Raw genomic sequence first — 16,881 nt, 5'->3', positions numbered from 1 at the left:
GCTCTAAACTTACACTTAACTAATACTTCTATTTTATAATTCCTTACTTTAAAAAATTAAGGAGTATTAATATGAATATAGGAAAGAAAATAGCAATTTTAGTATTTGCTGCAGCGATGAGTGTTTTCGCAATGGAAACAACAAATGTTGATGGATTAGTTGATCAAATTAATAAGACTAAAGATGTAAAAGAAAAGGCTGAATTAAAAAAGAAACTTCAACTTGCACTTTCTGCAATGAATAAAAAAGATCTTCCAAAAGCAAAAGAAATTATCGACGCTAAACTAGAAAAATAATTTAACTCTAAACGACTCTTGACTCATGGGAATACAAGTTTTACTTGTGTTCCTTCTGCCTCTTTGCTTTCAATAGAAATTTTTATATCCAATGTATCACATAATTGTTTTACAATACTAAGACCAATTCCTAAACCTGTTTCATTTTCTTTATAATATCTTTGGAATACTTTTTTTGTATTTTTTATACCAATACCAGTATCTTTTATAATTAAAGTCTGGTTTTTTATAGAAATAATTACTTGTCCCTTTTTCTTATTATATTTACAAGCATTTGTAAGAATATTATCAATAATACGTTCAACTGCATTAGTATTGTTTTTTATTTCTAAATTCTTAAGGTTTTTAATAAACTCTATATTTGGATATATCTTATGTAAGACTTCAATTTTTTTATTTATTAACTCTTCTACAAATACACTTTCATCTTTTGTAATACTATTTGGAGTGATTAATTCTAGGTTTTTATATAAAGAAGATATTGTTTTTGCACTTAATTCTATTCTTTCTATTTCCTCAAAATCCCCACGTTTTCTCAATAATCTTGAGTTTAATAAAATTGAAGTTGCTGGAGTGTTTAAATCATGGATTAAATCTTTTAGAAAGTCTTCTAATAAATGAAGAGCTTCTTTCATAGGTCTTAGAGAATATATAGCAAAACCCAATGAAATGATAAGTAATAAGAAGAAAATTACAATACTAAATTTGAATGTTTTTATTAAGAATTCATTATAAAGTTTTTCATATTTCTTTTTATCATAAACTACCTTTAGTAAATAAGGTCCAGTTGAAGGAGCTTCAAAATAAGCACATAAACCCTCTTTACAATCATAGATTTTAAATAACTGTTTATTGGTATCATTTTCAATAATATCTAGTGAGAACATTTTGTTTTTGAAATCAAAAGTATAATCTTTCATTTGATAAAGAATATTTTGTTTTATATCTTTTACTTTATCTTCATGGTACATGTAAAGTACTATACTTGATAGTATAATTAGAGTAATAAAAAATAGAAAAAAGCTTGTGAAAAATGATTTCTTTTCATAGTTTTTCAAGTTTATATCCTATACCTTTTGTATTTGTGATATTTAAATCTAATACTTTTTTTAGTTTACTAATTAAAACTCTTAGTGCACTATCACTTGGTTTGTTCATATAATCAAAAAATGTTGTTTTATTAACTGTCATATTTATATTTTTAATTAGAAGTGAAAATATTTCTTTTTCTACATTTCCTAGAGCTACTTCTTCATTTTGTTTAAGAACTCTATTTTCTAATAAATCAAAAGTAATATCTCCATATTCTAGTACAGGATTTCTTCGTTTTAATACAGCTTTTATTCTTGCTAATAACTCATCTAAATCAAAAGGTTTTTTTATATAATCATCACATCCAGAATCAAAACCATCTAATATTGAGTTTGTATCTCTAAGGGCTGTTATAAAAAAAGTAGGGGTATTATCTTGGGCATCTCTTAAAAGTTTTAGGGCTTCTTTTCCATTTAGTAAAGGTACATTTATATCAAATAGATATAAATCATATCTATTTTCATAAGTATATTCCATTACTTCTTCCCCATCATTTACTAAAGTAATATCATAATCTTCTTGTTCTAGTATTTGAACCATAGTCTGGGCTAGAATAGTATCATCTTCTAAAAGTAAGATTTTTATTTTTTTATTCATTTTATTGAACTATCATTATAAATTTTTGCAGGGATTTTTTGTTTTGCTTTTATTATCGCTTCTGCTTCTTGTCTTGCTTTTTTATTTTTGTTTGCAAGTTTTTGTTTTAGCTTTTCAATTAAAGCTTGTTTATCTTTTTTTGTAGAAGCTTGATTTACTTTTTCTAATAAATTATCTATATCATTGCTTTGTGCTAATAATATAGATGTTTTTAAAAATAGCAATATTGTTAATAGTTTAATGATTTTCATTTTTTATTTTTCTTTCTTCTTCTTTTTCTAATACTTCAATACTATTTTTCACTCTTTGTAAAGGAGAAATTTTAAACTTATCTAAATTACATTTATTTTTTGATGCTAGTTCATATTGTTTTTTATAAGAAGAATTTGCTTTATTTATATTTTGCGCAAAAATAGTAGGAGAATTGTTTTCTATTAAATATATTTGAGCTTTTGCTCCAAGGGCATCTTTTTGAGAAAAATATCCTTTTTGGAATTCATTTGTAATATATGAAGAAGCAAAATTCATTATGTCTGTATGTTTATTACAATATTTATATTTATGAATTATCTTTTTTGTTGGAGTTTTTTTTGTCTCTTTTTTTATAATCTCTTTTTTTGGAACACTGGGTGTACTATCTTTTAATACACATCCAGAAAAAAGTAATATAGAGCCTATAATAATGTATGTTTGTCTTTGACTAAACATTTAAACCTTTCTTTTAATCATCTAATTTGTTAGTAGTTTATTTCTTGTAAATAATAATAAAAAATAATATTTGATGCTGTAATATTAGCAAAAAATCCATTAAAATCTAAATGAAGAACTAGCTTTAGTTTTTCTAATTTTAACTTGCTATAATATGAAAAAATAAAGGAATTAAATGGCTGGAAATAATGAAAACAATCCTTTACATGGTATTAAGTTAGAAATGATTATTAATGATTTAGTAGATGAATTCGGTTGGGATGAATTAGGAAAAAAAATTGATATTGGATGTTTTAATCGTGACCCAAGTGTTAAATCTAGTCTAAAGTTTTTAAGAAGAACTCCTTGGGCAAGAACTAAAGTTGAAAAACTTTATTTAAGAACTTTTGTTAAATAAGATATAATAAAAACATTATTTATCAAGGAGTAAATTTTGTATAGAATTATGTACTTAAGTAATGCAACAGTTAGATTTACTGATAAGGAATTAGAAGACTTATTAGCAATTGCTAGAGAGCGAAATGGTTTAGTTAATGTAACTGGACTGTTGATAATAAAAGGTAGAACTTTTCTTCAATGTTTAGAAGGTCCAAAAGAGTCTGTAAATGAGATTTTTGAAAAAATAAAAAAAGATGTTAGACATGATTCTATTGTTGAATTAATAGAAGAAGATGAAGGCCAAAGATATTTCCCTGAATGGTCTATGGGGTATAAAAATATTAATCATCTTGATAGTTTCACTAGTCAAAAACTAAAAGACTACTCTGCTAAAGAGAATTTCAAATCATTTTCCACTGATGATATCTCTGAAATATTCAAAGAATTTATTGAAGTAACTTAATATTTACACTTCTTAACAATTGCAAGTTATAAATTTTACTTATAACTTGTAATATCTAATCCTAAACTACATTATACTAATATACCTTTTTAAATACTAATAGGATTTTATATAATGATAAAAAAAATTGATATAGAAAGTGAAGAATACCAAACTGAATTGGAATTAACAAAACAGTTTACAGATAAAGTTGTTGATAGATTTGAGTTTGCTTATAATCCAAATGATGAAGTAAATGAATCTATTCAAATGGGTCTTACAAGAAATAAAATGATTTATGGAAAAAGATATTGTCCATGTTTCATGGTTATTGGCGAAACAAAAGAAGAACAAAAAGCTGCTGATAACCGATTATGTCCATGTGGACCTGCTTTAAAAGAAGAAATTCCCCAAAAAGGTAATTGTCACTGTGGAATTTTCTGTACTCCTGAATTTGCTGCTCAAGCTGCAAAAGAAGAAGAGTTACATGATGCAATTGCTACTCATTCAAGAGGACTTACAAAAGAAGAATGTGAATCTTTATTAATTCAAAGAGAAGTTAATTCAACAGAATTAGAATCTTTATTAGAAGCTAGAGATTTAGGATTTGTAAAATTCAATCTTGTTGATACAAGAGAGTGGATGGAATGGGTAGGACAGAGAATTAAAGGAACGGATCATTTAATTCCTACTACTTCTTTCTATCAAGCTTTAGAGAGAATTGATAATGAGAAAGATACACCAGTTGTTGTATATTGTTTAAGTGGAAGTAGATCTGCTTATTGTCAAAGAATTATGCTTGATTTAGGATATAAATCAGTTGCTAATTTAGACTACGGTATTTCAATGTATCAAGGTGAATGTGAGAGCGGAGAGGCTTAAGCATAAAAAGAATGTATCCTAACTTTCGGATACATTCTCTTTGAATTCTTCTGTATATTTCTTAACTAAATGCATAATTGATATGAAAAATGTCACCATTGCAGGCCCTATAATCATACCCCAAAAACCAAATGTTGCTAAACCTGCAACAATAGAAAAGAAGATTAAAATCTCATTTACATTAGTAGGTGTTCTAACTACTCTTTGATTAATATATTTAATAATAACTGGTTTTGCAAAAGTATCAGCAAAAACTGAAATCATTAATATTGAATAAACTGCAATTACAATTGCATTAGTAATTGAGCCAGTCATTGCTTCATAAATAGCTAGTGGAAGCCACATTATAACTCCACCAACTACTGGTATAAGTGAAGCAAAACCATATAATACTCCAAGTAATAAACCATCATATCTATAGAATGTCATAAAGAAACCAAATAGAAATCCTTCAAATACAGCAGTTACTAAAATTGAGTATAAAACAACTGTCATTACATTAGAAGATTCATAAAATAGAGTAATTGAATCATCTTTTTTTATTGGTAATAGGTCTTTCATATAAGTAGATAAACTACTTGCATACAAAGTAAAGAAGAAATAAAAGATAAGAATCATAACCATATCAATCATAAATGTTGCAGAGTTTTTACCTAAGTATGCCCCTAAAGATATGATTTTCTGTACTACTTCTCCTACATCTACTTTTGCTAAAATTTGATTTAATTGTTGTTTTAAAAATAAGAAATCATCAGAGATATTTTCTACCCAAAACTTAACAGAATCAAAACTTTTTATTAAGGCAACTTGATCTATATGATTAAAGAAGTTTGCAAAAGAAAAAATACAATACATTACGGGAATAAAAAATATTCCAGCAAGACTAACTGTCATTAAAGAAGCTGATACAGCTCGACTTTTTAATCTATGTTCTAAAAATAGAGTGAGAGAATTAGTAGCAACTGCTAATAATAATGCAACAAACATAGCTTTTAAAAATGGAGAAAATAATTCCACCATAAAAAATATTGTAACTGCCGCTATTAAGATTAAAAAGTAGACTGGTTTCAAAATAGATTTCCTTCGTCATCTAATTTTTCACTTCCTGGATAAGACATTCTAAACATCTCATATGTTTTTACAGAAGCTACTCTTCCTCTTGCTGTTCTTTCAATAAAACCATTTGCAAGTAAATAAGGTTCAATTGCATCTTCAATAGTTCCTTCATCTTCACTAAGAGCTGCTGCCATAGTTGATAGACCCATTGGTTTACCCTTATTAGAAATAAGAAGTTCAAGAAGATTAATATCCATTTCATCAAAACCAGAATCATTAACTCCAATTTCATCTAATGCATACTTACATCTTTCAAGATGAATTACATCTTCATTTTCAACTTCAGCAAAGTCTCTTACTCTTTTTAATAATCGTAAGGCAACTCTTGGCGTTCCTCTTGATCTTCTTGAAATTTCTAAAGCTGCATCATCATCACATAATTTATCTAATTTTACAGATGCTTTTTTGATAATTTTTGCTAGTTCATCATAGTTGTAAAACTGCATTCTAAAATGCATACCAAATCTCTCTCTTAAAGGATTTGATAACATTCCAGCTCTTGTAGTAGCACCTATTAAAGTAAATCTAGGAAGATCAATTTTAACAGTTTGTGCAGCAGGACCAGAACCTATAATAATATCAAGTCTATAATCTTCCATTGCAGGATAAAGTATCTCTTCAACAGCAGCACTTAGTCTATGAATTTCATCAATAAATAAAATGTCACCTTCTTCAAGGTTTGTTAAAATTGCAGCTAAATCCCCTGATTTTTCAATCATAGGGCCAGCAGTTACTTTAATATTTGTATTCATTTCATTTGAAATAAGATAAGAAACAGTTGTTTTACCAAGTCCTGGAGGACCATAAAAAAGTATATGATCTAAAGCTTCATTTCTTTTTTTAGAAGCTTCAATAAAAACTCTTAGGTTTTTTTTGATTTTTTCTTGACCAATATAATCATCCCATGAAGAAGGACGAAGGCTTATTTCAGCATTATCCTCTTCAAAAGAGATTTGTTCAACTTCAACAACTCTTTCCATGGATTAGTATTCTTCTTCTTTTGCAGGAAATGATGCATCTTGTACATCACTTTTATATTGACTTACTGCATCTTTAACTTGTTGAGCACCAGTCATATAGTGTCTTACGAATTTTGGTTTGAAGCTTTCAAAGAAACCTAACATATCAGACCATACAAGTACTTGGCCATCTGTTACATTACCAGCACCAATACCAATAGTAGGAATTGAAACTGCTTCACTAATTCTTTTTGCAGCATCACTCATAACACCTTCAATAACAATACAGAATGCACCTGCTTTTTCAACTGCAATTGCATCTTTGATTAATTGTTGAGTGTCTTCTTCTGTTTTACCTCTAACTTTATATCCACCTTCACTTCTTACGAATTGTGGCATTAAACCAATATGACCTATAACAGCTACTGAATTAGAAGTTAGGTGAGAGATAATATGTGCTCTATCTTCTCCACCTTCAATTTTAATAGCTGCTGCGTTTGTTTCTTGATAAACTCTAACAGCATTAGTTAATGCTTGGTCTTTGTTATTGTATGTTCCAAATGGCATATCTAAAATAACAAAAGCTTTAGGTGCTCCTGTACATACAGCATTAGTATGATAAATCATTTGATCAAGTGTTGCAGATAGAGTGTCTGGCTTTCCAGCAAAGCTCATATTTAAGCTATCTCCCACAAGAATCATATCTGCTATTTCTTCAAATAGTTTTGCAAAAAGCGCGTCATACGAGGTAATCATTGTTAAATTTTTATTGCCTTTTGCTTTTTTTATTTTTGTTACATTCATTTTCTCAAATTCATGTCTAATAATACTCATTTTATTAATATCCTATAGTTTATGTTTAATTAGATATTCTATCAAAAAAAACTAAATATTAAGAAATTATAATGTGACATATTAGAAATTTTTTGTAATAACAGCCCTATATAATGAATCATTTGATAATATAAATTATTAAAATTTTAAAGGAAAATAATGTCTCATAAATTAGCAGGAATAAAAGTTCCAAAAGAGAATTTGGAAAATATTCCTAATCTAATAAGTTCTTATTATGTGAATAAACCAGATGTAAGTGAAGTTACTCAAAAAGTTAGCTTTGGAACATCTGGACATAGAGGAAATTCTAATAAAATTAGTTTTAATGAAAATCATATTTTAGCTATTACACAAGCCTTATGTGAATATAGAGTTAAAAATAATATTACTGGTACATTATTTATTGGAAAAGATTCTCATGCTTTATCAACACCCGCACAAATTACTACACTACAAGTATGTATTTCAAATAATGTAAAGTGTAAAATTGCACAAAACGATGAATATACTCCTACTCCTTTAATCTCATTTACAATTCTAGAAGCAAACAAAAATGCAAAAGAATTAAATGATGGTGTTGTAATTACTCCTTCTCATAATCCTCCAAGTGATGGTGGATTTAAATATAATCCACCAAATGGTGGACCTGCTGATACTGATGTAACAAATATTATTCAAAATAGAGCAAATGAGATATTAGAAAATGATTTAAAAGATGTAAAGTCTGTATCTTTAAAAGAAGTTTTAAAAAGTGAATTACTAGAAGAGTTTGATTTTGTAACTCCTTATGTAAAATCTTTAAATGAAATAATAAATATTGATGTAATCAAAGAATCAAAATTAAGAATTGGTGTTGATCCTATGGGTGGTTCTGGTATTGAAGTATATAAAAAAATAAAAGAAATTTATAACCTTGATATTGAAATTGTAAATGAATTTGTTGATCCTACATTTTCTTTTATGACTTGTGACCATGATGGAAAAGTAAGAATGGATTGTTCTTCAAAATTTGCAATGGCTTCACTTATTGATTTAAAAGATAAATACGATATTGCTTTCTCAAATGACCCTGATTTTGATAGACATGGAATCGTAACTCCTAGTGTTGGACTTATGAATCCAAATCACTATTTATCAGTTGCTATTTGGTATTTATATTCAAATAGAAAACAGTGGAGTGATACATTAGGAATTGGTAAAACATTAGTTTCTAGTTCTATGATTGATAGAATTGCTAAGTCTTTAGATAAAAACTTATATGAAGTACCAGTTGGTTTTAAATGGTTTGTTGATGGTTTATACGAAGGAACTTTAGGTTTTGGAGGAGAAGAGAGTGCTGGAGCTTCTTTTTTAAGAAAAGATGCTAGTGCTTGGTCTACAGATAAAGATGGAATTATTCTAAATTTATTAGCAGCAGAAATTACAGCTGTTTGTAAAAAAGATCCAGGTGTTATATATCAAGAGTTCGAAAAAGAATTTGGAGAATCTTTCTATGAAAGAATGGATGCTCCAGCTTCATTAGAGCAAAAAGCTAAACTTAAAAACCTAAGTGTTGAAGACATTACAACAGATACTTTAGCAGGTGAAGAGATTGAAAATATCTTTACAAATGCAAGTGGAAATAATGCTTCAATTGGTGGATTAAAAGTAAGTACTAAGAATGGTTGGTTCGCTGCACGTCCTTCTGGAACAGAAGATATTTACAAAATATACGCAGAGAGTTTTATAAGTGCAAAGCATTTAAAAGAGATTCAAAAACAAGCACAAGAGATAGTTCTAAAAAGTATATCTTAATGCTTCAAGGCTAAGCCTTGAGCATTTAAAAGATGAATTTAGATAAAATATCTATTAATAAATAGAATAGGATTTATTTTAATGAATGAAAATATTGATAAAAAGTTAGTTGGATACATAACTGCTTCAATTCCTGATAATAATTTTACAGTTGATTTAGCTTTAAGTATGAAAGAAGCAGGTGTTGATACATTGGAGCTTGGAGTACCTTTCTCTGACCCAGTAGCAGATGGTCCAGTAATTGAAAAAGCAAATCTAATTGCATTACAAAATGGTTTTAAATTAAAAGATTTATTTGAAGTTTCTTCGAAAATAGCACCAAATATGGATACTTTATGGATGGGATATATGAACCCATTTTATAGTTATGGGGTTGAAAATTTCTTACAAAAAGCAGAAGAATTTGGTATTACTGGGACAATTATTCCAGACTTACCTTATGAGATGGCAGATAACTACACAGCTTTATATAAAAAATATAATAAAGCATCTATTGCATTTGTAGCTCCTACGCACACAGAAAATAGAATTAAAAAAGTAGTATCAAATGCCCAAAAGTTTATTTATATGGTTGCTTATGCTGGAATTACAGGTAGCGGTCAGAAAGAAGATTTAACTTCAGTTATTGCAAATGTAAGAAAATATACAAATACTCCTTTATATATTGGTTTCGGTGTTGATGAAAAAACATGCCAAGAGAAAGTAAAAGGTGTTGATGGTGTTATTGTTGGTAGTGCATTTGTAAAACATATTATTGATGATTCTTTATCAAACAATGAGAAAATTTCTAAAATTACTTCTCTTGCAAAAGAAATAAAAGAAAAAATTAACCAGTAATTATGAATATATTAAATAGAGATATTGAATTTATAGAAGAGCAAAGAGATTGTTCTTATTTTGATACAGAAATATCTGATATTAGATATAGATATATGTATGACTGCTCAACTGATCAATATCAATCTATGTTAGAACGTGGATGGAGAAGATTTGGGAAGATGCATTTTGTGCCAGAGTGTAAAGCCTGTACAAAATGTGTTTCTATGAGAATAGATGTAGCAAAATATGAATTTTCAAAATCTGAAAAACGTGTAATCTCAAAAAATAAAGATACTAAACTATATATAAGACCTCCTTCTATGACTTTAGAGCATTTGAATTTATATGATAAATATCATGCCTTTATGAATGCAAAGAAGGATTGGCCTTACTCTCCAATAGAACCAGGTGAGTATCAAAAATCATATGTTGATGGAAAAGCCGAATACTCAAAAGAGTTTTTATATATGAAAGATAATAAATTAATTGGAGTTGCTTTAGTTGATTTATTACCCAATTCTGTATCTTCTATATATTGTTATTATGATCATGATTATTCAGATTTATCTATTGGTAAATTTTCAATCTTAGCTCAAATAAAAATAGCCAAAGAGATGAATATACCATATATCTATCTTGGATATTGGATTAAAGACCATTTATCTATGGGATATAAAGAAGCTTATAAACCATTTGAAATATTAAAAAATAGACCTACTTTAAATGAAGAGACTATATGGGAAAATTATGAATTATAATATTGTAGTTATTATTAGTATCGTTATTTGTGCTATAATCTCTATGTTAATTAGTTATTATGGGGTTTTATTACTACTAGATGAATCTAGTGGATTATTTAAAATGGCCCAGTTAATAGTAGCCATTGTGTCAATGACAACATTTTATGCTCCAATTAAACATATATTATTAAAATATATGAATGTTGATGAGAGTGAAGGTGAGAGTGAAGAATGAAAAAACTTTTTTTCTTTTTTTTGTTATGTACTACAGTGTTATTTGCTCAAACAGAAGTAAATACAAGTGATGATCTAGAATTTGAACCAAAAGTAGATTGTTTAATTCTTCAAGATGAAAATTCAATAATTTGTAAATTTGAGTCTTTTAGAAGTATAAAAGATGAAGAAATCATTGTTCAATGGATTGATCCTCAAGGTGATATTTCAAGAAGTAGGGAAATGTTAGTTCCTGCTGGACATGGTTCTATTTATGACTATAGATATATAAAAGGTAGATTACTTGGTAATTGGGCTTTTAAAGTTATAACAGAAGAAAAAGAATACAAAACACAATTTGAATTGAAGTAATTAACTTCTCTTCAAATTATCATTTAAAAATATAACTAACTGCATACTCTTATTATTAAAATCTTTAATTAAATTACTATTATTTTCATCAAATATTAAAGCTCTTTGAGTTTTATTAAATTCATTTATAAACTCTTCAATTTTAAAAATTAATTTCTTATCATCTAATACTAATAGTGTTTTTGCACATATTTCTTTTAAATTTTTTTCTTCTTTAGTACTTGATTCTTTTATGTCAAAAGAGAGTAGTTCTTGAGATAATTTTGTAAATAATTGTAATTTTGTCTCTCTTCTCCATTTTTGATGATCACTTTGTTTATTTAGTTTTGATGATATAAGAGTATCTACAACCTTGCTAGATACGGCACTAACTACTGCTGTCTTAGCTACTTGTCCTAATAAATTAATTCCTATACTTATCATATAAATCCTTTTGATATATAGATTTTAAAATTAATCAGCTTAAATAAATATTAAAACGATAATTATTATCATTAATATTTTATTAAGTTAAATAAAAGTAATATAGCAGTAATGATAATAATTATTAAGGTTAATAAGTGGATAAACTAAATATAAACGAAACAAGACTATATAAAAAGAATTTGTCGATTCATAAGAATCTACCAAAAGTTTATGTTCTAGCCTTAGTAGTTGCTCTTGTAATTACTGTAATAAAAGGATTTAATTAGTGAGAAGATATGAAATTAGTTTTGAATCATTCTTGGAAAATTTTAAAAAATCTGTTGTTAAATCAGGCTATAAAAATTCAATTCAAAAAGATTATATTTTAAAGATATTATATTTTAGTGATGAGCACTTAAGTGCTGAGCAAATAGTAAATATTGCAAAAACATTATATAAAATAGACATGGGAATTGCTACAGTTTATAGAACTGTGAAATTCTTTGAAACAATGAATATTGTAAATTCTTTAGATATAGGTGATGGTGCTAAAAGATATGAGCTAAACATTTCTATTCATCATGACCATATGATTTGTACTTCTTGTAGTGCTATCATCGAGTTTACAGATGATTTAATAGAAGAACAACAAGAAAAAGTTGCTAAAGCAAACAACTTTTTATTAAAAGACCATATTATGACAATTTATGGAATTTGTGAGAAATGTCAATAAAATATAAATTATGATAATCGTTATCAATTAAAATTAACCTAAGCAATGATATACTTCTCCTTATTTAAATAACGAGAAGTATAATGACAATCAACAAAAAAATTTTTCTACTGTTTTCTGCCTTATTTATTGTCCTCCTAAGTTTGATATATTTCATATTAAAAGATAGAGAATCAAGTGCCCTTGAATTTGAGAACCAAGTTGTTAAAAACAAAGTAAACAATCTACATAATATTCTTATGAATAAAAAAAAGTTATTAGATAATATAACTTATGAATACTCCACTAATGAAGCTATTATTAAATTAATCAATGAAAAGAATAAAAAAGATTTATTTTATGACTTTTCATCAAAATTAGATGTGAGTTATTTTTTAATTCTAGATAATAATAAAGAGATTATATATAGTGAAGCTTATGACGTAAGCTCAAAAGAGTATGTAGATATTTCTGATTCTATAAATGATTTTTTTATTCAATCAAATCTTTCTAAATATATAAATAACGAAGAATTAAAGTTTATGACCTTTGATTATGAACGGTTAATTTTCTCACTAGAGAGAATTGATGAAATTGGTTATGTTTTTACAGCTAGAACTTTGGATTCTGCTTTTTTAAGTGAATCTTCTTCTATGTTAGATAGTTATATATCTTTTCTGCCTTCTTATAGTTTTAAAAATAAAAAGGTATTAAAAGGGAAGTTTAATTATGACATTTCACGAGCTGATTCGAAAACTATATATATAAATATTGAAATAAATGATGAATTACTAAAAAATAAATTCTTCTTATCTATAAAATTAAATAGAGAGTTTTTCACTGAAATTATCCAAAGTAATAAGAATTTATTAAAACTTTTTTTCATCTCATTTCTGATTTTTAATTTAGTTATCTATGTATTTATAAGTAAAATTTTTACTAAAAGAATAGGTCTTATTTCTAATACTGTAAAAAGTGTATCTAAAAAGAAAGATTTAGTACAAAATATTGATTTAATATATGATGATGAAATTACATATTTATCAAGTAAAATGAATGAAATGTTTAAGATTATTAGAGAAGCTCAAAATGAGCATATTAAAAAAGAAAGAGATTTCTTACAGTCTGTTTTGGATTCTCAACAACACATCATTTTTATAACTGATGGAACAGAAATTCAAAGTGCTAATAAGAAGTTTTTAGATCTATTTAAAACAAACAATGGTTTTATGAATAATATTGCTGTACTAGATGACACAACAAAAGCAAACCTTCTAAAGATTGCTAAAAAACACTCTTCTATTGATAAACCTGCAAGACTTAAACTTCATAATAATGAAGATAAATATTTTGTATTTGATATCTCAAGAGTTGAAATTAGAAAGTATATTATTTGTATGAATGATGTATCAAAATATAATGAAAGAATAACTCACTTACAAAATAAAGCTTCTACTGATGAATTAACTAATTGTTATAACAAAGCGACTATTACGGAATATTGTAGATACTGGATAGAGATGAAAGACTTTGGTTTAATTATCCTTGATATTGACAAGTTTAAAAATATTAATGATACTTATGGACATTTTATTGGAGATTGTATTTTAAGAGATTTAGCAAAACTAGTTTCTAATGGTTTACATAAAGATGATTTAATAGGTCGTTTTGGTGGAGAAGAGTTTATTATTGCTATTAATGCAAATAAAAATGATTTAGAAGCTATTGCCAATAGAATTAGAATATTAATTGAAGATAATTTATTTAAGTATGAAGATTTAGAACTTAAGATAACAGCTAGTTTAGGCTGCACTTATTGTAGAGGTGGTTCAGAGTTTGAAGAGTTATTTAAAGTGGCTGATGATGCTTTATATGTGGCTAAAAAGACAGGAAGAAATAGAGTTGTTTACAAGTAGTAGTTTTAAATAACTACTACTGCAATACTATAAGCTAAAAAGGCTAATCCCCAAGCTGTTCCTGTTGTAAAGACAAATAAGTATGCTAAATACTTCCATCCTCCAGCTTCTCTTGCAAATACCATTGATGCTGCTAAACAAGGTAAATAAATCATTACAAATACAATAAAGGCTATTGCTGATGCAAGAGGAATATTCTTTTTGATTTTCTCCATTAATCCTGATGAACTTTCATCATGATCTTCCCCTAATCCATATAAAATACCAAGAGTTGATACAACAATTTCTTTTGCTGCAAGACCAGTTTCTAAAGCTACTGCCATTTTCCAGTCAAAACCTAATGGTGCAAATGCAGGTTCTGAGAACTTACCAATTTTACCAAGGTATGAATTTTCAAGATTATATAAAGCATGTTCACTTGCTAAACTATCTTTTAAATCTTGAGTTTGTGCTTGTTCAATTTTTGTTTCATATTGAATATCCATATCTAAATGTTTTGGATAGTTTGATGCAAACCAGATTAAAACAGAAGCAGCTAAAATATATGTTCCTGCTTTTTTTAGATACATTAATGCTTGGTTTGAAACTGTATGCCAAATTAGTTTAAATGATGGCATTCTATACTTTGGCATTTCCATTACAAAAGGTTCATCTTCACTTTTAAATACCACAATTTTTAGCATTTTTGCTGCAATAAGTCCTAAAATAGCTCCTGAAATATAAATTAAAAATAGAATATTACCAGCGTTGTCTTCACTAAAAAATGCCCCAGTAAATAGCACATAAATAGGAAGCCTAGCTCCACAAGACATAAATCCAATAATAAATAGTGTAAGTAGTCTATCTTTTTCATTTTTAAGTGTTCTTGCACTCATATAAGCAGGAACTGAACATCCAAACCCTGTAACTAAGGGAATAAATGATTTTCCATGTAATCCAAATTTATGAAAGAAACCATCTAAAAGAAAAGCAACTCTACTCATATAACCAGTTGTTTCAAGCAAAGCAATACCAAAGAATAAAATTACAATATTAGGAACAAAAAGTATAACAGCTCCAACTCCTGCTATTGCTCCATCTGCTATAACAGATGAGAGTTCATTATCTCCTAAAATTTCTTTTGTACTATCTATTAATGAAGCAAAAAATGCATCAATCATATCCATAGGAATATTTCCTAACTCAAAAGTAAGTTGAAATAATCCCCACATTAAAAATAAGAAAATTGGTAATCCAAAAATTTTATGAATTAAAAGTGAATCAATTTTATCAGTAATAGTTTTTGTTAAAATACTTGGTTGTTTAACTGTTTCTCTAACAGCTCCTCTAGCAAAAGCAAATTTTTCATCATTAAAGATATCTTCAATATTTTTTGTATTGTAATGAATATACATATGTTCAAAAGCATTATTTAGAACAACTTGTAATTTAACCCAAATTGGTTCATCATGAATTTGTTTATATGTTTGTTTATCTTCTTTTAGTAATTTAATTGCTAATTGTCTATATGTATTAGGAGTTCTAAATCCACAATCCTCAAAGAATTCAACAATATTTTGAATCTCTTCTTCTATTACATCTGAGAAAATTAATTTTGTAGGAAGTTTATCATCTTCAAATTTTGAAACAATTGCTTCAAGTAAATTAGATATCCCCATGTTTTTAGCAGCACTTGTTTTAATACAAGGTTTACCAAGAATTTTACTTAGTTGATTATCATCTATTTGAATATTTTCTTTATGGGCTTCATCACTCATATTTAAAGCAATAAGCATTTTTTTATCTAAAGCTAAAAGCTCTGAAGTTAAAAATAGGTTTCTCTCTAAGTTCGTTGAGTCTAAAACATTTAGGATAATATCATAAGGTGAGTTATCTAAAAATTCTTTTGTTACTTTTTCTTCTAATGTATAGTCATTTAATGAGTATGAACCAGGAAGGTCTGTTATTTCAATTTTGTAGTTTTTATATGATAAAAATACTTCTTCTTTTGCAACTGTAACTCCTGAGAAATTACCAACTTTTAATCTTGCATTTGAAATTGAGTTAATAAGCATTGATTTTCCAACATTGGGTTGTCCTACTAATGCTACTTTAATTGTTTTTATTTCTTTTATATCTTTTATGAACATTTTTCAACCTCAATAGTCGAAGCTTCTTTTAGTCTTAATGCTACTTTTGTAGAGTTGATTTTTATTTCTATTGTACTTTTTGTAAGTGTTAGCTCTTCTACTGAAATAATTGAGTTTCTTATTATTCCAAATGAGTAAAATCTATTCTTTAGTGCTGAGTCACAATTAATACTTTTTATTGTGGCTTTATTTCCGATTTCTAGTTTATCTAGAGTCATGGTTTTCCTTAGTGACTTTAATAATGATTATTATAATATAATTATACTTTGTATATCTTGATACCAGTCAATAGCGTTGATGTATTAGTTATTGTTATATAACTTAAATGAAATATTATTCCTTTACTATTAAAGAATTACTTATATAAGATGTCACAAATTTGACATAAACAGAAAGTGATAATTGTTATTAAGATTAATATTGTTATAATATCTCAAAAATTTAGTATTTAAATTTATTATTTTATCAGTTTATATG

The 16,881-nt window shown here is 27.0% G+C and carries 22 protein-coding genes; 12 read left to right on the top strand and 10 right to left on the bottom strand.

Features of this window, described 5'->3' with window-relative positions; all coding sequences use genetic code 11:
* Window positions 1–71: 71 nt before the first annotated feature.
* Complete coding sequence (locus ALEK_RS14025; protein WP_071626958.1) at window positions 72–296, top strand: hypothetical protein; 225 nt, start codon at window positions 72–74, stop codon at window positions 294–296.
* A gap of 23 nt (window positions 297–319) precedes the next feature.
* Here the strand turns inward: ALEK_RS14025 and ALEK_RS14020 are convergent, their stop codons facing one another.
* The 4 genes from ALEK_RS14020 to ALEK_RS14005 are packed head-to-tail and all read right to left on the bottom strand — an operon-like array spanning window position 320 to window position 2,693.
* Window positions 320–1,354, bottom strand: coding sequence for a sensor histidine kinase (locus ALEK_RS14020; protein ID WP_071626959.1), 1,035 nt, complete (start codon window positions 1,352–1,354; stop codon window positions 320–322).
* Window positions 1,341–1,985 (bottom strand): response regulator transcription factor, encoded by a 645-nt coding sequence (locus tag ALEK_RS14015; protein WP_071626960.1) that lies wholly within the window; start codon window positions 1,983–1,985, stop codon window positions 1,341–1,343. The genes ALEK_RS14020 and ALEK_RS14015 overlap by 14 nt, the downstream gene beginning before the upstream one ends.
* Complete coding sequence (locus tag ALEK_RS14010) at window positions 1,982–2,236, bottom strand: hypothetical protein (RefSeq protein WP_071626961.1); 255 nt, start codon at window positions 2,234–2,236, stop codon at window positions 1,982–1,984. Before ALEK_RS14010 ends, ALEK_RS14015 begins: the two co-directional genes overlap by 4 nt.
* Window positions 2,223–2,693: a hypothetical protein gene (locus ALEK_RS14005; protein WP_071626962.1), complete on the bottom strand. Its 471-nt coding sequence runs from the start codon at window positions 2,691–2,693 to the stop codon at window positions 2,223–2,225. Before ALEK_RS14005 ends, ALEK_RS14010 begins: the two co-directional genes overlap by 14 nt.
* Before the next feature lie 175 nt (window positions 2,694–2,868).
* Between ALEK_RS14005 and ALEK_RS14000 the strand changes: the two genes are divergently transcribed.
* The 3 genes from ALEK_RS14000 to ALEK_RS13990 all read left to right on the top strand — a co-directional run bounded on the left by ALEK_RS14000 (window position 2,869) and on the right by ALEK_RS13990 (window position 4,395).
* Entirely contained in the window at window positions 2,869–3,090 is a 222-nt protein-coding gene (locus ALEK_RS14000; RefSeq protein WP_071626963.1) for a VF530 family protein, read from the top strand.
* Window positions 3,091–3,126: 36 nt separating this feature from the next.
* Complete coding sequence (locus tag ALEK_RS13995) at window positions 3,127–3,534, top strand: BLUF domain-containing protein (RefSeq protein ID WP_083574648.1); 408 nt, start codon at window positions 3,127–3,129, stop codon at window positions 3,532–3,534.
* A 114-nt stretch (window positions 3,535–3,648) separates the two neighbouring features.
* Window positions 3,649–4,395 carry a ferredoxin-thioredoxin reductase catalytic domain-containing protein gene (locus ALEK_RS13990; RefSeq protein ID WP_071626964.1) on the top strand — a complete coding sequence of 249 codons (747 nt, stop codon included), beginning with the start codon at window positions 3,649–3,651 and terminating at the stop codon, window positions 4,393–4,395.
* 18 nt (window positions 4,396–4,413) lie between these two features.
* Here ALEK_RS13990 and ALEK_RS13985 read toward each other — a convergent pair whose 3' ends face one another.
* From ALEK_RS13985 to panB, 3 genes are read right to left on the bottom strand one after another with little or no spacing between them, the layout of a single operon-like run.
* Window positions 4,414–5,466, bottom strand: a complete 1,053-nt coding sequence (locus tag ALEK_RS13985) for an AI-2E family transporter (RefSeq protein WP_083574649.1) — start codon at window positions 5,464–5,466, stop codon at window positions 4,414–4,416.
* Window positions 5,463–6,491: a Holliday junction branch migration DNA helicase RuvB gene (gene ruvB / locus ALEK_RS13980; protein ID WP_071626966.1), complete on the bottom strand. Its 1,029-nt coding sequence runs from the start codon at window positions 6,489–6,491 to the stop codon at window positions 5,463–5,465. Before ruvB ends, ALEK_RS13985 begins: the two co-directional genes overlap by 4 nt.
* A 3-nt stretch (window positions 6,492–6,494) precedes the next feature.
* A complete protein-coding gene (gene panB, locus ALEK_RS13975; RefSeq protein ID WP_071626967.1) occupies window positions 6,495–7,304 on the bottom strand; it encodes a 3-methyl-2-oxobutanoate hydroxymethyltransferase in 810 nt (269 codons plus the stop codon).
* A 159-nt stretch (window positions 7,305–7,463) separates the two neighbouring features.
* On the opposite strand from panB, the gene pgm reads away from it, so the two are divergent.
* The 5 genes from pgm (at window position 7,464) to ALEK_RS13950 (ending at window position 11,242) form a co-directional block, all read left to right on the top strand.
* Entirely contained in the window at window positions 7,464–9,098 is a 1,635-nt protein-coding gene (pgm, locus tag ALEK_RS13970; RefSeq protein WP_071626968.1) for a phosphoglucomutase (alpha-D-glucose-1,6-bisphosphate-dependent), read from the top strand.
* An 81-nt stretch (window positions 9,099–9,179) separates the two neighbouring features.
* Window positions 9,180–9,935 (top strand): tryptophan synthase subunit alpha, encoded by a 756-nt coding sequence (gene trpA, locus ALEK_RS13965; RefSeq protein ID WP_071626969.1) that lies wholly within the window; start codon window positions 9,180–9,182, stop codon window positions 9,933–9,935.
* A gap of 2 nt (window positions 9,936–9,937) precedes the next feature.
* Window positions 9,938–10,675 (top strand): arginyltransferase, encoded by a 738-nt coding sequence (locus ALEK_RS13960; RefSeq protein WP_071626970.1) that lies wholly within the window; start codon window positions 9,938–9,940, stop codon window positions 10,673–10,675.
* Complete coding sequence (locus ALEK_RS13955) at window positions 10,665–10,892, top strand: hypothetical protein (protein ID WP_071626971.1); 228 nt, start codon at window positions 10,665–10,667, stop codon at window positions 10,890–10,892. The genes ALEK_RS13960 and ALEK_RS13955 overlap by 11 nt, the downstream gene beginning before the upstream one ends.
* The gene (locus ALEK_RS13950; protein ID WP_071626972.1) at window positions 10,889–11,242 is read left to right on the top strand and encodes a hypothetical protein; all 354 of its coding nucleotides are present in this window, start codon (window positions 10,889–10,891) and stop codon (window positions 11,240–11,242) included. Before ALEK_RS13955 ends, ALEK_RS13950 begins: the two co-directional genes overlap by 4 nt.
* On the opposite strand, the gene ALEK_RS13945 is transcribed toward ALEK_RS13950, so the two are convergent.
* Window positions 11,243–11,665 carry a hypothetical protein gene (locus ALEK_RS13945; protein WP_071626973.1) on the bottom strand — a complete coding sequence of 141 codons (423 nt, stop codon included), beginning with the start codon at window positions 11,663–11,665 and terminating at the stop codon, window positions 11,243–11,245.
* A gap of 137 nt (window positions 11,666–11,802) precedes the next feature.
* On the opposite strand from ALEK_RS13945, the gene ALEK_RS17690 reads away from it, so the two are divergent.
* The 3 genes from ALEK_RS17690 (at window position 11,803) to ALEK_RS13935 (ending at window position 14,275) form a co-directional block, all read left to right on the top strand.
* A complete protein-coding gene (locus tag ALEK_RS17690; RefSeq protein WP_265734117.1) occupies window positions 11,803–11,934 on the top strand; it encodes a hypothetical protein in 132 nt (43 codons plus the stop codon).
* Window positions 11,934–12,380, top strand: coding sequence for a Fur family transcriptional regulator (locus tag ALEK_RS13940; RefSeq protein ID WP_071626974.1), 447 nt, complete (start codon window positions 11,934–11,936; stop codon window positions 12,378–12,380). The genes ALEK_RS17690 and ALEK_RS13940 overlap by 1 nt, the downstream gene beginning before the upstream one ends.
* An 83-nt stretch (window positions 12,381–12,463) precedes the next feature.
* Window positions 12,464–14,275 carry a diguanylate cyclase gene (locus ALEK_RS13935; protein WP_071626975.1) on the top strand — a complete coding sequence of 604 codons (1,812 nt, stop codon included), beginning with the start codon at window positions 12,464–12,466 and terminating at the stop codon, window positions 14,273–14,275.
* Between the two features lie 5 nt (window positions 14,276–14,280).
* Here the strand turns inward: ALEK_RS13935 and feoB are convergent, their stop codons facing one another.
* Window positions 14,281–16,404, bottom strand: a complete 2,124-nt coding sequence (gene feoB, locus ALEK_RS13930) for a ferrous iron transport protein B (protein ID WP_071626976.1) — start codon at window positions 16,402–16,404, stop codon at window positions 14,281–14,283.
* Window positions 16,395–16,622 carry a FeoA family protein gene (locus ALEK_RS13925; protein ID WP_071626977.1) on the bottom strand — a complete coding sequence of 76 codons (228 nt, stop codon included), beginning with the start codon at window positions 16,620–16,622 and terminating at the stop codon, window positions 16,395–16,397. Before ALEK_RS13925 ends, feoB begins: the two co-directional genes overlap by 10 nt.
* Between the last annotated feature and the right edge of the window lie 259 nt (window positions 16,623–16,881).

Origin of the sequence: Poseidonibacter lekithochrous (genome assembly GCF_013283835.1) — a bacterium.
GTDB lineage: Bacteria > Campylobacterota > Campylobacteria > Campylobacterales > Arcobacteraceae > Poseidonibacter > Poseidonibacter lekithochrous.
This window is presented reverse-complemented; position numbering and strand designations above follow the sequence as displayed.

Bases quoted from the DNA above. Each gene is read 5' to 3' on its own strand.
- ALEK_RS14000 (WP_071626963.1), top strand. From the start codon at position 2,869: ATGGCTGGAAATAATGAAAACAATCCTTTACATGGTATTAAGTTAGAA.
- ALEK_RS13955 (WP_071626971.1), top strand. From the start codon at position 10,665: ATGAATTATAATATTGTAGTTATTATTAGTATCGTTATTTGTGCTATA.
- ALEK_RS13925 (WP_071626977.1), bottom strand. From the start codon at position 16,622: ATGACTCTAGATAAACTAGAAATCGGAAATAAAGCCACAATAAAAAGT.
- ALEK_RS13960 (WP_071626970.1), top strand. From the start codon at position 9,938: ATGAATATATTAAATAGAGATATTGAATTTATAGAAGAGCAAAGAGAT.
- ruvB (WP_071626966.1), bottom strand. From the start codon at position 6,491: ATGGAAAGAGTTGTTGAAGTTGAACAAATCTCTTTTGAAGAGGATAAT.
- ALEK_RS13935 (WP_071626975.1), top strand. From the start codon at position 12,464: ATGACAATCAACAAAAAAATTTTTCTACTGTTTTCTGCCTTATTTATT.
- feoB (WP_071626976.1), bottom strand. From the start codon at position 16,404: ATGTTCATAAAAGATATAAAAGAAATAAAAACAATTAAAGTAGCATTA.
- ALEK_RS13990 (WP_071626964.1), top strand. From the start codon at position 3,649: ATGATAAAAAAAATTGATATAGAAAGTGAAGAATACCAAACTGAATTG.
- ALEK_RS14005 (WP_071626962.1), bottom strand. From the start codon at position 2,693: ATGTTTAGTCAAAGACAAACATACATTATTATAGGCTCTATATTACTT.
- panB (WP_071626967.1), bottom strand. From the start codon at position 7,304: ATGAGTATTATTAGACATGAATTTGAGAAAATGAATGTAACAAAAATA.
- trpA (WP_071626969.1), top strand. From the start codon at position 9,180: ATGAATGAAAATATTGATAAAAAGTTAGTTGGATACATAACTGCTTCA.
- ALEK_RS13945 (WP_071626973.1), bottom strand. From the start codon at position 11,665: ATGATAAGTATAGGAATTAATTTATTAGGACAAGTAGCTAAGACAGCA.
- pgm (WP_071626968.1), top strand. From the start codon at position 7,464: ATGTCTCATAAATTAGCAGGAATAAAAGTTCCAAAAGAGAATTTGGAA.
- ALEK_RS14025 (WP_071626958.1), top strand. From the start codon at position 72: ATGAATATAGGAAAGAAAATAGCAATTTTAGTATTTGCTGCAGCGATG.
- ALEK_RS13950 (WP_071626972.1), top strand. From the start codon at position 10,889: ATGAAAAAACTTTTTTTCTTTTTTTTGTTATGTACTACAGTGTTATTT.
- ALEK_RS14010 (WP_071626961.1), bottom strand. From the start codon at position 2,236: ATGAAAATCATTAAACTATTAACAATATTGCTATTTTTAAAAACATCT.
- ALEK_RS14015 (WP_071626960.1), bottom strand. From the start codon at position 1,985: ATGAATAAAAAAATAAAAATCTTACTTTTAGAAGATGATACTATTCTA.